The 15,729-nt window shown below is 71.5% G+C and carries 10 protein-coding genes; 5 read left to right on the top strand and 5 right to left on the bottom strand.

Going from position 1 to position 15,729, the window contains the following annotated elements:
* Positions 1-145: 145 nt before the first annotated feature.
* On the top strand, positions 146-814 hold the full coding sequence (locus CcI49_RS01870) for an MBL fold metallo-hydrolase (RefSeq protein ID WP_054566519.1): 669 nt from the start codon (positions 146-148) through the stop codon (positions 812-814).
* Positions 815-837: 23 nt separating this feature from the next.
* Here the strand turns inward: CcI49_RS01870 and CcI49_RS01865 are convergent, their stop codons facing one another.
* From CcI49_RS01865 to CcI49_RS01855, 3 genes are all read right to left on the bottom strand, one after another.
* Complete coding sequence (locus tag CcI49_RS01865) at positions 838-1,896, bottom strand: galactosyltransferase-related protein (RefSeq protein WP_054565730.1); 1,059 nt, start codon at positions 1,894-1,896, stop codon at positions 838-840.
* A gap of 201 nt (positions 1,897-2,097) precedes the next feature.
* The gene (locus CcI49_RS01860) at positions 2,098-3,201 is read right to left on the bottom strand and encodes a TerC family protein (protein WP_054565729.1); all 1,104 of its coding nucleotides are present in this window, start codon (positions 3,199-3,201) and stop codon (positions 2,098-2,100) included.
* 262 nt (positions 3,202-3,463) lie between these two features.
* Positions 3,464-4,690 carry a peptidase M50 gene (locus CcI49_RS01855; protein WP_076823844.1) on the bottom strand — a complete coding sequence of 409 codons (1,227 nt, stop codon included), beginning with the start codon at positions 4,688-4,690 and terminating at the stop codon, positions 3,464-3,466.
* Between the two features lie 382 nt (positions 4,691-5,072).
* Here CcI49_RS01855 and CcI49_RS01850 point away from each other — a divergent pair, with 382 nt between their 5' ends.
* Both CcI49_RS01850 and uvrB read left to right on the top strand, forming a co-directional pair.
* A complete protein-coding gene (locus CcI49_RS01850; protein ID WP_235497809.1) occupies positions 5,073-6,893 on the top strand; it encodes a helix-turn-helix domain-containing protein in 1,821 nt (606 codons plus the stop codon).
* A 113-nt stretch (positions 6,894-7,006) separates the two neighbouring features.
* Positions 7,007-9,133, top strand: coding sequence for an excinuclease ABC subunit UvrB (gene uvrB, locus CcI49_RS01845; protein WP_076824216.1), 2,127 nt, complete (start codon positions 7,007-7,009; stop codon positions 9,131-9,133).
* Between the two features lie 52 nt (positions 9,134-9,185).
* Here uvrB and coaE read toward each other — a convergent pair whose 3' ends face one another.
* Entirely contained in the window at positions 9,186-9,803 is a 618-nt protein-coding gene (coaE, locus tag CcI49_RS01840; protein WP_083473216.1) for a dephospho-CoA kinase, read from the bottom strand.
* A gap of 124 nt (positions 9,804-9,927) precedes the next feature.
* Here coaE and CcI49_RS01835 point away from each other — a divergent pair, with 124 nt between their 5' ends.
* Positions 9,928-10,779, top strand: a complete 852-nt coding sequence (locus CcI49_RS01835) for a hypothetical protein (protein WP_076823842.1) — start codon at positions 9,928-9,930, stop codon at positions 10,777-10,779.
* Between the two features lie 107 nt (positions 10,780-10,886).
* Positions 10,887-11,960: a M4 family metallopeptidase gene (locus CcI49_RS01830; protein WP_076823839.1), complete on the top strand. Its 1,074-nt coding sequence runs from the start codon at positions 10,887-10,889 to the stop codon at positions 11,958-11,960.
* A 45-nt stretch (positions 11,961-12,005) separates the two neighbouring features.
* On the opposite strand, the gene CcI49_RS01825 is transcribed toward CcI49_RS01830, so the two are convergent.
* Positions 12,006-15,707, bottom strand: a complete 3,702-nt coding sequence (locus CcI49_RS01825; RefSeq protein WP_241839858.1) for an EAL domain-containing protein — start codon at positions 15,705-15,707, stop codon at positions 12,006-12,008.
* Between the last annotated feature and the right edge of the window lie 22 nt (positions 15,708-15,729).

Here is a 15,729-nt window from a genome sequence, read left to right as displayed (position 1 = left end):
CCCCCCGGACGGAGACACCCAGCAGACACACCGATGAGAATGAAGGGAGCCCGCGAGTCATTCCCGCCCCAGCCCGTCGCGGCCGCGACGGTCCCCGGCCATGGTCTGCCGGCCTGGGGCCACGGAGAAGATCGAGGAGAACCGTATGAACATCGGCGCCGGCTACACGGGCGACGTCACCGTCGGCGGGCCCGCCGACGTGCGGGAGCTGCCGGACCTCACGATCACCAAGGTGGCCGTCGGCCCCTTCGACAACAACTGTTACCTGCTGCGCTGCGCCGCCACCGGCGAGCAGCTCCTCATCGACGCGGCGAACGAGACGGGCACCCTGCTGCGCCTCATCGGGGACACCGGGCTGGGCACCGTGGTGACGACCCACCGCCACGGTGACCACGTCCAGGCGCTGGTGGACGTCGTGGCCGCCACCGGCGCCCGGACCATCGCGCATCCGCTGGACGCGCCCGAGATCCCCGTCCCGACGACCGACCCGGTCTCCGACGGCGACGAGGTGCGGGTCGGTGAGGTCACCCTGCGGGTCGTGCACCTGGTCGGGCACACGCCCGGCTCGGTCGCGCTGCTCTACGACCAGGGCGACGGCGCTCCGCACCTGTTCACCGGTGACTGCCTGTTCCCCGGCGGCCCCGGGAACACCTTCGGCGACGCGAAGGCCTTCAACACCTTGATGGGCGGCCTGGAAGCCAAGATCTTCCGCCCGCTCCCGGACACGACGTGGATCTATCCAGGCCACGGAAAGGACACGACGCTCGGTGTCGAGCGCCCGCACCTGGCCGAATGGCGCGCCCGCGGCTGGTGACCGGACGCTGGTGGTGACCGGACTCAGTGGTCGGCTGTCACCCACGACGTGGGCGAGACGGCGGACCGGGGCCGGGGAAGCCTCACCGCGGCGCCCGTTCCCAACGTCTCGGGGTCGATACGACCCAGCTCGCGACGTCGCGCCGACGGCACCGCGCGCCACCGGGACGTGGTGGCGGGCTCCCGGCCTGGTTGAGCGATGCCGACGGCGAGGCCGGCGAGGATCCGCATGGCGCGACGCGCGTCGTGCGTCCGGCCGGCGGCGAGCTTGCGCAGGGCGAGCACGACAAGCTGCCCGACGTGCACCGCCAGCCAGCCGCGCCCCAGCGTCGCACGGTGCCGACGAGCGTAGATCACGGCGGAACGGCCCAGTTCGGCGTACAACAAACCGGCCCGGCCGACGGTCCCGCCGCCCACATGGGCCACCTGGCATCGGTCGTCGGCCCAGCCGACCCTGCCCCCCGCCGCGTGCAGCCGGGCGAACAGATCCGTCTCCTCGTAGTACATCCAGTAGGACGGATCAAATCCCCCCAGCCGCAGGAAGGCACTGGTTCGGATCGCGAAGAACGCACCCACCGGGTAGCGGAGATCGGGCCAGCGGGCCACTGCCGCGGCCTCGCCCCGCACCGCGACGTACGCGTTCGTGCGGGTGTTCGGCAGGACTGCCGTCCCCCGGCCGGGGCCCCCGTTCTCGGCACGCAGCGGAAATCCCAGGGCATCCGTCCCCACCGGTACCGATGCGAGCAGCTCGGGCAACTGCTCGCAGGTCCCGGCCGGAACGGTCACATCGCTGTTGACGACAAGAATCCACTCGGGCCGCTCGGGGGCGGGGCCGCCCACCGGTCGGCGCGATCCGTCCGCTGCCAGCGATCCCCGCACGGCGATGTTCACAGCCGTGCCATATCCGACATTCCCGTGCCCGTCGTATAGTTCGACGTCGGCCGGCAGGCCCTCGTGCTCCGTTCCGCCCCGGTTCTCCACCAGGGTTACCCGGCATCCCGCGACACCGGCCAGTGCCGACAGCAGGCAGTGCAGCTGCGGCGATCCACCATAGGAAACAACGACTGCCAGAAAGTTGTGCATAGTCCGCCTTGGACGGGAGGGGACGGATTCAGGGCGCTCGGGCGATCCCTGCTGTGTCGAAACACTAACGTGAGCGTTGCCCGGGCGAGCACAGGACAATCGGCGCGTCACCCAGCCACTAATTCGTATCAATCATTTCCGGGCCTCCCGCCGGTCCGGGTGGCAGCCTTGCCGACCGCCACCCGGACACACCCGGACAGGTCAACGGGCCTGTTCGCCGACCTGCGACGCGGGTCGCTTCGAGAGCCCGTCGGAGGCGGAGTCGGCCGCGTCCGGCGAGGTCACCGCCGCGGGCCCGGATCCCGCCGCAACGCCGGCACCAGCACCGGCACCGGCACCGGCACCAGCAGCACCGGCACCAGCAGCACCTCCGTCGGCTCCGTCGCCGTCCGCATCGGAGGGCGGGGCCGTCGCCAGCGACCAGGTGATCGAACCGGCGAGCACCACGGCGATGACCGTCAGCGACAGCCAGATCGGCATGTGCCAGACATCGGTGAGGAGCATCTTGACACCGATGAACGCGAGAATGACGGCCAGACCGGTGGCAAGGTGGTGGAACTTCTCCATCAGGCCGGACAGCAGGAAGAAGAGCGACCGCAGACCGAGAATCGCCAGGGCGTTCGCCGTGTAGACGAGGAAGGTCTCGTTCGTCACGCCCAGCGCCGCCGGCACGGAGTCGAAGGCGAACAGGACGTCGGCCGTCTCGATGGCGACCAGGACCGCGAGCAGCGGGGTGGCGACGAGCTTCCCAGCCCTGCGCAGCACGAAATGCTGGCCCTCGTAGGAATCCGTCACCGGCATCACCTTGCGCAGCAGCTTGACCGCTCTGCTCTGACCCGGGTCCATGTCCACACCGTCGTCACGGACCATCTTGAACGCGGTGAACAGGAGAAATGCACCAAAGATGTAGATGACGAAACTGAAGTGCTCCAGCAGCGTGATGCCGGCGGCGATGAAGATGAAACGCAGCACGAGCGCGCCGAGCACACCGTAGAAAAGTACCCTGTGCTGATATTCACGAGGGACCTTGAAGTACGAGAAGATCAGCGCGAAGACAAACAGGTTGTCAACGGACAGGCTCTTCTCGAGCAGATACGCCGCCGTGTACTCGCCGGCGGCACCCGGCCCCTGCCACGCCCAGATGACGAAGGCGAAGGTGATTCCCAGGGACACCCATCCGACACTCCACCACGCGGCTTCACGGAAGCCGATGACATGCGCCTTCCGATGAGCCAGCAGGTCGATCGCCAGGAGCAGGAGCAGGCCGCCGACGAAGGCGGCCCAGGCCCAGACTGGTACGTGCACGGAAAATCCTCCGGAATGCTTTCTTGAGATGCGGGTGGCTCGGGGACGTGGAGGTCATCGCTCTGGCCAGCCGGGCGCCTTTGCCGGCAGCCGGCCAGAGCAGGTTCACCGCCGACGCGGTACGGGACATCCGCATGCGTTGGGTCGTAAGGAGCGCTGCAGGGGTGCGTCGAAGGTGCGGCATCTCGCTGAAGGGCTTCGAGGGCCCGAGAGCCGTTGAGGGTGTGAGGCGTTGAGGGTGTGAGAGGCTCTTGAGGTGGGCTCAGCGGCGGCGGCCGAAGCCCACAGGCGAGACCACGCGGCCGTGCAGCGGCGAGGCCTCCAGAGCCCTGGCGATCTCACCCGGCCCCACGGTGCCCACCATCTCCTKCCCGCCGTCGGCACCGGATTCCACGACCACGATCACGCCCGCGGCGGGGCGTTGCGCCAGCCGCGAGGTGACGCTGGCCAGCGGCTCGTCCGGCCGGGCGACCGCGACCCGGTCCAGCGGGATCGCCACCCGGGTGACACGGGCCAGGCCACGATCGTCCGCGGGAACGGCGGCCAGATCCCGCAGCAGTACCACTCCCAGCAGCGGACCCGCGAAGTCGCGCACCGCGAACACCGAGCCGCCGGAGGGGATCACGGTCTCCTCCAGGGCACTGCCCACCGTCTTCCAGGCCTGCAGTGAAGGCGGCGCCGGCACCATCACATCCCGCACGAACACGCCACTCAGCGCGGTCGTCGCCTTCTGCTGCGCCTGCGCGACCCGTGAGCTGCCGAGCGCCAGCCAGCCGAGCAGAACCGCCCACAGGCCGACCAGCCCGATCAGCAGGACAGCCACGACACCGAGAGCGATCAGCGTCCACCCGGTGATGACGCCGGCGCGGGCCACCGCCGCCGCGGCGGCGGCCTTGTCACCGGTACGGCGAACGACGCGGGCCGCGAGTATGCGGCCTCCCGCGCTGCGCGGCGCTGGCAGCAGGTCGACCACGGTGATGAGCAGGGCGAACGTTCCGACCCACAGGGCGACCTCGCCGAGCAGCTCCAGCGTGCCGGCGGGCGCGAGCGCTCCGGCTGCGACCAGGACGGCTCCGACCAGCGCGGTGACGGTCAGGCCGGCCCGGGCGATGGCGGCGTCGGCGGCGGGGTCGTCGGTACCGGGCGTGAGTGGCTCGGAGGTACCGAGGCCGTCCGAGACCCCACCCCGTTGTGCCGGAGCGAGCACGAGACGGCTACCGAAGGCACCGAGCGTGATGCCGACCACCTTGATCCCCGCACGGCGCGCGGCTGCGGCACGAGCGAGGTCGGCCGCCAGCAGCAGCACGACCAGCAGGCCAGCTCCGATCACGCCACCGCTGAAGTACGCGAATCCCGGCCGGTCCGGCGCGGTTGCCGGGAGGGTGAACGCGGCCAGCACGACCGTCACGATCGTTACGGACACGAATAGACCCGGGCGCACCGCGACGGGGGTATGCGCGGTGTCACGTGGGCCGGTCTTCGCGAACATGTCGCGGTCTGATCCTTTCCCTTTCACTTCTGTCACTTCCGTCCGGGCTGCTTACGCCTGCGAGGAGTCGGGCCGGGTGGCCTCCGGTCGAGCCGGTGGATGCCACCTGCCTGCGCCCGAGAAGCCGAGCAGCGGCACTGGTACCTCTGGCCCGCACAGCACCTGGGCCCGCGCACCGCCGCGCCGAGGCCTCGCCGCGGCTCGTCCAATGCCCGTCACCAGGCTCAACGCTCAGCCTGCCCTTCGACGTCCCGGCAGACACCGTCCGGACTCCGCGACTTTGTCTACGATTTCCTTGCCGACACTCGGCAGCCCGACGGGGGGAGACACGAGAGCTGTGGCAGACACCGACCAACGCCCTGGGTGGCCCATCGAGCACGAAGTGCAGGTCACGGGGCTGCCTGGCACGAGCCTCACCCGGCTGCCCCGGGCTGCCGTGCTGGCTGCCGCCGATGCCCGCCTGCACGCCGGGCTGCTGGGCAGCTACCTCGACGTTCTCGCCTCCACCGCGGACAGCGGGCGGAGGCTGACCCGGGCCGAGCTCGACACGTTCCGGGCCCTCGGCCAGGCCGCCGCCGAGTCCGGAGCCTCGCTGCCCGCGCTCGTCGACCTCTACCTGTCGGCGACCTGGCGGGTCTGGCCGTCGCTGCCCACCGTCCGGCAGGCCGATCGCCTGGCCCGGTCCTCGGCGCACGGCCCGCAGCCGCGCGAGGCGGCCGGCCGGCCCGCCGAGGCAACCGGAGGGTCCGCCGAGGCAACCGGAAAGCCCACTGGCACAGGGCCGACTGTCGGCGCCGTCTCACGTACCCGCGCGGCGGCCTCCGCCGTCCTGCGTGCCAGCGACGACGTGGTCGCGGCGGTGTGCGAGGGCTATGAGCGCGCTCGGACGGCCCGCGCACGCTCGGAGGAGGCGCTGCGCCGCGAGCTGGTCGACGACCTGCTGACCGGCACCTCGGAGGTGGGGCTGCTGCTGGAGCGAGCCGCGGCGTTCGGGTTCCGGCTGGAGGCTCCCCATGTCCTGCTCGTGTCCGCCGGGAGCCGGCGTTTCCTGGACGGCCGCGCCGTGGTCCGCGAGATCGAGGAGACGCTGCGCCGGCAGTGCCCGACGGAGCCGCTGGTCGCGACGAAGGACGGCCTGCTCGTCTGCGTCGTACCGCAGGAGTCCGAGCTGACCCTCCCGGTGGCGCTGAGCGCGGCCGGCCTCCATGCGGACGCCGCCGGCACCGGGATCGACGCCGACGACGGCTCTGGCACTGCCACCAGAGCTGAGGCCGGAAGCGACAGTGCCGACCAGGGCGACGCGCACCGCCAGGAACACGGGCACGAGCACGGCGGGATCGACGGCGACGGCCACTCGGCCGGGCCCGGTGGCGCCGGACCCGGAGGCGGCGGACCCGGAGGCGCCGGACCCGGAGGCGGCGGACCCGGAGGCGCCGGACCCGGAGGCGGCGTGGTCCGGTCGGGCCAGGTCGTCGCCGCCCCGCCCCCCGGGCGCGGCCCCACCGTCCACACCCGCGCGGACGGTGGTTCCGGACACCCTCGGATCGACCGTCCGACCGCCGCCGACCGGACGTCCCCCCGGACCACCGCGCCCCGCGGTCGGCGGCGGCTGGACCCGCCGGCGGCCGGGGACGTCGGCTTCGTCCCGATGCCCGGCATCGCGCCAGCCGAGGCCGCTCCGGCCGCCGCGATCCGGGCGATCACCCGGCGGCTGGCGGTCGAGCCGGAACTGGTCTGGCGGCTCGGGGTGAGCCGGGCCCGCAGCGGCGTGGCCGGGGTTCGGATCAGCTTCGAGGAGGCGCGCAACGCCGTCGAGCTCGCCGGGCGGATGCGGTTGGACGGCCAGGTCGTGCACACCGACGACCTGCTGATCTACAAGGTCCTCCTGCGGGACCGGGAACCGCTCGAGGAGCTCGTCGACACGGTGCTGAGCCCGCTGCGGTCGGCGCGGGGCGGAGCGGCACCGCTGATCGAGACCCTCGACGCCTATTTCGCGACCGGCGGGGTGGCACTGGCGGCCGCCCGGCGGCTGCATCTGTCCGTCCGGGCGCTCACCTACCGGCTGGACCGCATCCACGCGCTGACGAAGCACGACCCGACCTCGCCGACCGACCGTTACGTGCTGCAGACCGCGGTGATCGGCGCGCGTCTGATCGACTGGGAGGGCGCGTTCCGGCGGCGGGCGGGCGATCCGGGCAGCTGATCAAGCCGGACGACCGCCCGGGTGGCCGGGTCGGGCGGTCGGAACGACCTGATCGGGGCGGGCCCGGCGACGCGGTCGGGAAACTGTCGGTGGCGTGTGGTGTTCTGGAAATCGTGAGCACAACGTTCGAACGCCCCACGACGGACCTGCAACGCTCGGCGGCGCCGTTCCAGGTCGTCTCGGAGTTCGCCCCGGCTGGTGACCAGCCGGCGGCGATCGACGATCTCGCCCGCCGCATCCAGGCCGGGGAGAAGGACGTCGTGCTCCTCGGCGCGACCGGAACCGGCAAGTCGGCGACGACCGCGTGGCTGGTGGAGCGGCTGCAGCGGCCGACCCTCGTCATGGCTCCGAACAAGACGCTGGCGGCCCAGCTCGCGAACGAGTTCCGGGAGCTGCTCCCACACAACGCCGTCGAGTACTTCGTGTCCTACTACGACTACTACCAGCCCGAGGCGTACATCGCCCAGACGGACACGTACATCGAGAAGGACTCCTCGATCAACGAGGAGGTCGAGCGCCTGCGGCACTCCGCGACGATGAACCTGCTCACCCGCCGTGACGTGATCGTGGTGGCCAGCGTGAGCTGCATCTACGGCCTGGGCACCCCGCAGGAGTACATCGACCGGATGGTGCGCCTGCGGGTGGGCGACGAGTTCGGGCACGAACGGCTGCTGCGCCGTTTTGTGGACGTCCAGTACGCGCGCAACGACGTCGCCTTCACCCGCGGGACGTTCCGCGTCCGGGGGGACACCGTCGAGGTGTTCCCCGTGTACGAGGAGCTCGCGGTCCGGATCGAGATGTTCGGCGACGAGATCGAGCGCCTGTCATACCTGCACCCGCTCACCGGTGAGATCGTCCGCGAGGCGGAGGAGGTCTTCGTCTTCCCGGCGACGCACTACGTCGCCGGGCCCGAGCGCATGGAGCGGGCGATCACCGGCATCGAGGCCGAGCTCACCGGGCGGCTCGACGAGCTGGAGCGCCAGAGCAAGCTGCTGGAGGCCCAACGGCTGCGGATGCGGACCAGCTACGACATCGAGATGATGCGCCAGGTCGGCTTCTGCTCCGGGATCGAGAACTACTCCCGGCACATCGACGGCCGCGCCGCGGGCACCCCGCCGCACACGCTGCTCGACTACTTCCCGGAGGACTTCCTCCTCGTCATCGACGAGTCGCACGTCACGGTGCCGCAGATCGGCGGGATGTACGAGGGCGACATGTCGCGCAAGCGCAACCTCGTCGACCACGGCTTCCRGCTGCCGAGCGCGGTGGACAACCGCCCGCTGCGCTGGGAGGAGTTCCTGGAGCGGATCGGGCAGACGGTGTATCTCTCCGCGACACCGGGCCCGTACGAGCTGGGGCGCGGTGACGGCGTCGTGGAGCAGATCATCCGTCCGACCGGGCTGCTCGACCCGGAGATCATCCTCAAGCCGACCAAGGGCCAGATCGACGACCTGGTCCATGAGATCCGCCTGCGTGCCGAGCGCGACGAGCGGATCCTCGTCACCACGCTGACCAAGAAGATGGCCGAGGATCTCACCGACTACCTGCTGGAGCTCGGCATCCGGGTGCGGTACCTGCACAGCGAGGTCGACACCCTGCGCCGGGTCGAGCTGCTGACCGACCTGCGCCGCGGCGAGTTCGACGTCCTCGTCGGCATCAACCTGCTGCGGGAGGGCCTCGACCTGCCCGAGGTGTCGCTCGTCGCGATCCTCGACGCGGACAAGGAGGGCTTCCTGCGGTCGGACAAGTCGCTCATCCAGACCATCGGGCGGGCCGCTCGTAACGTCTCCGGCCAGGTCCACATGTATGCGGACAAGATCACGCCCTCGATGAGCCATGCCATCGAGGAGACGAACCGGCGCCGCGAGAAGCAGATCGCCTACAACACCGAGCGTGGGCTCGACCCGCAGCCGCTGCGCAAGAAGGTCGTCGACATCCTCGACGACATGGTGCGGGAGACGGCGGGCGGCGAGATGATCGGCGGTGGCGGTCGGGCACAGTCCCGCGGCAAGGCTCCCGCGCCCGGCATGAAGTCGAAGGCCGGTGACACGGTCGGCCGCTACGCCGCCGAGCTCGCCGGGATGCCGCGTGGAGAGCTGGCGCAGCTCATCCGCCAGCTCGACGACCAGATGCACGAGGCGGCGAAGGAGCTGCAGTTCGAGCTCGCCGCCCGGCTGCGCGACGAGATCAGCGAGCTGAAGAAGGAGCTGCGCGGCATGGACGCCGCCGGCGTCTCGTAGGCCGCTGGCGCGTAGGCCGGCGTCTCGTGGACCGGCGCGCGGCCGGCTCGGCCTACGCGGGGCCGGCTGCGCCGGCGGGGGCGGCGTCGCGGCGCCGGAGCAGCTCCTGCCAGACCTCCCGCACCCGTGCGCCCAGGTCGTCGATCGACCCGCCGTTGTCGATGAGGATGTCGGCGACGGCGCGTCGCCGTTCGTCGGTGGCCTGGGCCGCCATCCTGGCCTCGGCCTGGTCACGCGGAAGGCCACGTCGGGCCAGTCGCTCCAGGCGGAGCTCCCGCGGCGCCTCGACCACGAGGACAAGGTCGTAGCCTCCATGCGAGCCACCCTCGACGAGCAGCGGCACATCATGGATCACGATCGCGTCCGCCGGGGCCGCGGCGATCCGCCGCTCCATCGTCGCCCGGATCAGGGGATGGGTGATCGATTCCAGCCGCCGACGGCTCGTCTCGTCCGCGAACACCACCTGGCCCAGAGCCGCCCGGTCCAGCGCGCCGTCCGGCCCCAGCATCGCCGGGCCGAAGGCGGCGACGACCGCGGCCAGGCCCTCGCTGCCGGGCTCGACGACCTCCCGAGCGATGCGGTCCGCGTCCACCAGGTAGGCGCCGTAACCCACCAGGAGTTCCGACACGGCGCTCTTGCCCGACCCGATACCGCCCGTAAGGCCCACCATCAGCACGTAGGTGAGTGTGCCAGGCGGCGCACGGCGGCGGCGGTCCTGCAGGTCAGCCGAAGGCGGCGAGGACCACCAGAGGTGCGGACCGGAACAGGCCCCGACGCCGGGTAAGACTGGACGAGTGGAGCCGCACCCGACCGGCACGACACCGGACGACCTGACCAGCCGGCACGGCGTCGCCAACCGGCGGCATGGCGCCACCGACCCGCACGGCGCCGCGGACTCGCACAGCGCCACCGACCCGCACAGCGCCACCGACCCGCACGGCGCCACCGGTCACAACCGCCTCACCGGTCGGGACGGCGCCGCCGGCCAGGGCGGTCGGGTGCCTGCCCGGCTCCTCACCCGGCTGTGGCCGACGCTGCTGACCGGCGCGCTGTTGGGCGCCGGCGGGCTTGGCCTCGCGTTCCTGCCCGCGTTGGCGAGCTCCGCCCCACTGCTGCTCATCGCGATGCGACCGACGGTGTCGGTCCTGCTCCTCGTCGGCGGTGAGGTCGCGTTCGTCCCCGCGCTGCTGGTCGCGACGGTGTTCCGGGCCGCGCTGGACGTCGGTTACTTCGGCCTCGCCCGCCACAACGTTCAGTCGTTGCTGTTGCGCCGGGTCGGCACCAGCCGGCTGGTGGCCGCGCTCTCCCGGCACGGAGCGCAGCGCGGCCTGCTGTGGTTCTGCCTCGTGAACACCAACCTCGCCGTCGACGCGGCGCTGGGCGCAGGGTCCGTGCCACTACGGCGCTTCCTGCGGTTCGTCGTCCCCGGGTCGGCCATCTCGGCCGCGCTCTACCTGTCAGCCGGCAGCGCGCTCGCACCCTGGACGCAGGACCTCGTCCGCTGGTTGGACGACCATGCCGGGATGCTGATCCTCGGCGGGATCGCGGTGGCGGCGGTCCACACCCTGGCGCTACTGATCAACCGACGAATCCACAAGGGCGGCACAAAGGGACACAACGATCAGTCTGGACATCAACCCGCGTAGCGACAAAGGTCGACTGCGACGGGTCATTCCATCCCGAGCGACCCGGCGAGCACTGCCCACTGCGACGGCGTCACCCGATGGAGCGTCGCCTGATGAGGAGTCTCCCGATGAGCGTTCATCGTCGTTGCGCACCCTGTGCCGTGCCGCCGCACGTGTTGGAGCGCATCGCACGCAACGGAAACGACGAGCAGCGGTCCTGGGCCCTTTCCACCATGGCCCAGGACGCGTCCCATCGCACCGTGCGAGTGCACAACGCCTTCCTGCGCGCGGCGCAGCGCACGGCGGCACCGCCTCGCCTCACCCCGGCCAGCGGCCCGACCAGCGGCCCGCGCCGCACCGTCGGCGACGCGAAGGAAGCCGAGGAGCTGCCCGGTGTGACGGTGCGCGCCGAGGGTGACAACCCGGTCGACGACACCGCCGTGAACGAGGCGTATGACGGGCTCGGTGCCACGTTCGAGTTCTTCCGAGCCACCTACGGTCGGGATTCCATCGACGACGACGGTATGGCCCTACTCGCGACGGTCCACTACGGCAGCCATTACGACAATGCCTTTTGGAATGGCCGCCAGATGGTGTTCGGTGACGGCGACGGCGAGCTGTTCAATCGTTTCACCGTCTCGCTGGACATCATCGGCCATGAGCTCGCCCACGGCGTCACCGAGGACGAGGCCCAGCTCATGTACCTGAACCAGTCGGGTGCGCTCAACGAGTCGATGAGCGACGTGTTCGGCTCCCTGGTGCGGCAGTTCCAGCGGGGCGAGACCGCCGAGCAGGCCGACTGGCTCATCGGCGCGAGCCTGCTCACCGATGCCGTGCAGGGCGTGGCGCTGCGCTCCCTGAAGGAGCCCGGAACGGCGTATGACGACCCTGTGCTCGGCGACGACATCCAGCCGGCGCACATGGACGGCTACGTGCGCACCAATGCCGACAACGGTGGGGTGCACATCAACTCGGGAATCCCGAACAAGGCCTTCTACAACGTGGCGATCGCGCTCGGCGGCCACGCTTGGGAGCGCGCGGGTCAGATCTGGTACGAGGCGCTGCGCTCCCCTCAGCTGCGCCCGAACGCCACGTTCCGCTCGTTCGCCACCATGACGACGAGGCAGGCGCAGGTCCTGTTCGGCGCGGACGAGACGAAGAGCGTCCGGGAGGCCTGGGCCGCCGTGGGCATCTCGGTCTGAGCTGTCTTTCGCGGGCGGTCCTCCACCAGCCTTCGCGGGTGTCGGTCAGACACCCACGAAGGAGGCCGGAGCCGAGCTGCCGTCTGCCGCCGAGTCGCGTGCCGCCGCCATCGCCAGGGCCTGGTTCTCGGCATCCACGAGCGCGCTGCTCAGCGGTGCCTGGCTCCTGGTGACGGCGATCCCGACGGCGAGTGGAGCGGCCGACTCCCGCCGCCAGGCCCGGCGCAGCGCCGCGACGGCTGTTTCGGCACCTTCGCGGCCACCAGCCGGAACGGCCAGCACGAACTGCCGCTCCGCCCAGCGCGCGGAATGGACCGGGTCCTGCACCACGCCTCGTAAATCACGCGCGAAACGGGTGAGTCGCTGGTCCGGGCCAAGGCTCCGGGCCGTCGTCGAGTGCCCGTTGCCGGCAGGCCCGCCGGCCTCTCCGAGCCCGCCGGCCTCTCCGGCCACTCCAGGCCCGCCGAACTCTCCGGCCTCGCCGGCCTCTCCCCCGCCGGCCTCTCCAGGCTCACCGGCCTCGCCGGGCACGTCGACGAGGCAGACCGCGGTGCCGGACGGGCAGTGGCCGAGCTCGCTCAGAAAGGCCGATCTGGTGGCGAGACCGGTGGTGTTGTCAGTCCGGTGCCCGGGGCCGGGGCGCCCGGCGGTGAGCAGGCGACCGATCCCGTGGCCGGCCTGCCCCGTCAGCAGCCCGATCGCCTTGTCGAGCGCCGGGTCGATCACGGGATACGGCCTGGACCAGCGCAGGCACAACGCACCGACCACCCCGCCAGGGCCTGGCAGCGGGACGATGAGCACCGAGGCGATCTTCTCGGCTCGGGCTGTCTCGGCGTTGAATCCAGCGTAGGAGAGCGCGTCGGGCACGAACAGCGGGCGGCGGGTCCGCAGCACGGCCCCGATGGCGGTCTGCTCCAGGCGACCGAACTTCTGCCCCGGTCGGATGATGGCCCGTACCCCCGGAGCCGTGGAGGAATCGACGGCGGTGAACCAGTCGGCGCCGGGCTGGTCCGCGACCAGCCCGGTCGCCGCGTCCGCGCCGGTCAGGTGACGCACCGCGTCGGCGAGCAGCCAGACCGCGGCCGGGACGTCTCCCCGGTCGTCAAGCTGCTCCAACGCCCGGGTGGTGTCGGTGACCGCCTCCAGCAGCGCGCACTCCCTTCGGGTGTCCATCATCGCGATGGTGTGCCGCGCGATGCTCTCCAGCGCCTCCCGCTGCCCCGGGCTGAGCCGCCGCGGGATGCGATCACTGATCGTGATGGCGGCGATCGCATGGCCGTCGGACGTCCGCACGGGCACGCCCGCGAGGAAGCGCACGATCCGTGCCCGGAACGCACGGGTGCCGTGCGCGAATCGGGTGTCCAGCGTGGCGTCCGGGACCTCCATCATCTCGCCGGCCGCGACGGTGTGTGCGGCGATGCCGACCCTGGCCGGGACATCGGGCATCTCGTGGCCGAAACGGCCGACGTAGACCTCCGAGTCGGTGTCGACCATGATGACCGAGCCGACGTCACAGCCGGTCATCGCGGTCGCGAGCGCCGCGACGTCGTCCAGCGGGTAGGCCCGCTGCCGGAACACGATGTCGTAGCGGCGCACGGCGGCGACCCGGGCGGACTCCCGCTCGGTCAGCGGAGCCGGGACCCCGAACCTGCTCGCCTGCTCCGCCGTGAAGGTGACGCTCATGGTGCTCGGCGCCGGGGGCTTACCCCGGTCGGGGCCCTGTGGCAGATCGGGGCCCTGTCGCAGGTCGGGCCCCTGTGGCAGGTCGGGCCCCTGTGGCAGGTCGGCCCGCGACGCCCACCCATCGCTGGGCACCTCGCCCGCGTCGGTGGGTTCCTCATTCGTCTTCGCCGCCCGGTCGGCGAGCAGGCTCGCGAGGCCGTCGGGTGACCGAGGCCGGGAGATCGCGTCGCCCTGCAGGATGTCGCAGCCGAGCTCGGTCATCAGGCGCAGAGTCCGCTCGTCCTCGACGCCCTCCCCGACGACCCGCAGGCCGAGGCGGTGGCCCAGATCGAGCACCGACCGGACGATCGCGGCGTCCTGCAGACTGCCGCGGACGTCCACCACGAAGCCTCTGTCGATCTTGACCTCGTCGAACGGCAGGGCCTTGAGCATCTCCATCGAGCTGTAGCCGGTGCCGAAGTCGTCCAGTGAGAGCTTCACGCCCTTGCTGCGCAGTTCACGCAGCATCGCCGCGGCCCGGCCGGGCTGAGTGACCAGTGCGCTCTCGGTGATCTCCAGGGTCAGCAGGTCGGGTGGCAGCCGGTGACGGGCCAGTGCCGCGGTCACCAGGTCGGGAAGATCGTCCAGGACGAGCATGCGGGGAGAGAGGTTCACCGAGACCGGCACGTGCAGCCCCTGGCCGCGCCACACCGCGCACTGACGCAGCGCCTCGTCGAGCACCCACCGGGTCATGGCACCGATCAGCGCCGAGCGCTCCGCGATGGGCAGGAACGCACCGGGCGGCAGCAGGCCACGGGTCGGATGGCGCCAGCGGACGAGCGCCTCGACCCCGACGATCCGCCCGGTCGCGACGGCCTGCGGCTGGTAGAAGACGATGAGCTCATCGCGGGCGATCGCCGTGCGCAGCTCGGTGTAGAGCGAGATCTCCCAGGAACGCACCCCGGCGATGCCGACGTCCCACAGCCCGACCCGTTCGCCCTCCCGCTTCGCCCGGGACAGCGCGACGTCGGCGCACGGGAGCAGCGCGGCGGTCGTCTCCCCGTCCCGCGGCGCGACCGCCAGCCCCACGCTCGCCTCGACGCCGACGCTGGTGCCCCGCACGTCGAACGGGCCCTCCAGCTGGCTCAGCACCGACATGGCGAGATCGCGCAGATTGCGGTCCCGGCGCTGCGTCGCCCGGGTCTGGTCCCCCACCTGATCCTCCGCCGGGCCGGCGGGCTCCCCGGGGCCGCCCGAGTCCGTGCCGCCCGAGCCGGCGGCGGCGTCCGGGACACCTGGGCCACCCGGACCGGTGGGGCCGCCCGGCGGGCCGGTGATGACCAGCGCGAACTCGTCGCTGCCCAGGCGGCCGATCAGCGACGGGCACGGCTTCACCCGGGCCAGCGCACGGGCGAACTGGCGCAGCAGCTCGTCCCCGCCCTCATGCCCGAGTGCGTCGTTGACCTCCCGGAACCGGTTGATGTCGATCAGGAGGAAGGCGACCTCCTCACCCCGCTGACGCGCACCGGCGATCAGCGGGTCGGCGACGTGGGCCAGCCCGCTGCGGGCCACCAGCGAGGTCAGCGGGTCGGAATGGGCCTGCCGGCGGCCCCACTGGAAGAGGCCGGACATGACCATGCAGCCGCCGAACGTGCTGACCATCGCCGTGAGCAGCATCGCGGGTGGGTTGGCCAGGTCGGGATTGACCCAGGCGGCGAGCAACATCGAGGCGACAAGTGCCCCGCCCAGTGCCACAGCCAGCCGGAACCGGAGCAGCCCGGCGAAGCTGGCGATCCACGGGAACCACAGCAGAAACACCTCGCCCGCGCTGCGGGGATCGGCGTCCGCCGCCGCCAGGCCGAGCCCGACCGCCATCGACATGGCGGAGATCAGAGGAAGCCACTGCCGGTCGTCGCGCTCCTCGACCAGGTGCCGGATCATGGCGAGGTTCGCCAGCGCGATCCCCAGACCGGCGAGCGCTCCGGGCCGGAGATAGCCCGGAGAGGCCGGCACGAAAACGATGATCAGGAAAAACCCGGCCATTCCGACCAGGAGCACCGCGAGCAGGCGGCGACCGTCAACCACGATCGGACCGCTGGGCACTCCT

The organism is Frankia sp. CcI49 (genome assembly GCF_001983215.1).
In the GTDB taxonomy this organism is placed as follows: domain Bacteria; phylum Actinomycetota; class Actinomycetes; order Frankiales; family Frankiaceae; genus Parafrankia; species Parafrankia irregularis.
Note: the sequence above shows the minus strand (reverse complement) of the source record. Positions and strands in the feature narration are given on the sequence as shown.

Coding starts and splice junctions, on each gene's coding strand:
- CcI49_RS01830 (WP_076823839.1), top strand. CDS start 10,887: ATGAGCGTTCATCGTCGTTGCGCACCCTGTGCCGTGCCGCCGCACGTG.
- coaE (WP_083473216.1), bottom strand. CDS start 9,803: ATGGTGGGCCTTACGGGCGGTATCGGGTCGGGCAAGAGCGCCGTGTCG.
- CcI49_RS01865 (WP_054565730.1), bottom strand. CDS start 1,896: ATGCACAACTTTCTGGCAGTCGTTGTTTCCTATGGTGGATCGCCGCAG.
- CcI49_RS01870 (WP_054566519.1), top strand. CDS start 146: ATGAACATCGGCGCCGGCTACACGGGCGACGTCACCGTCGGCGGGCCC.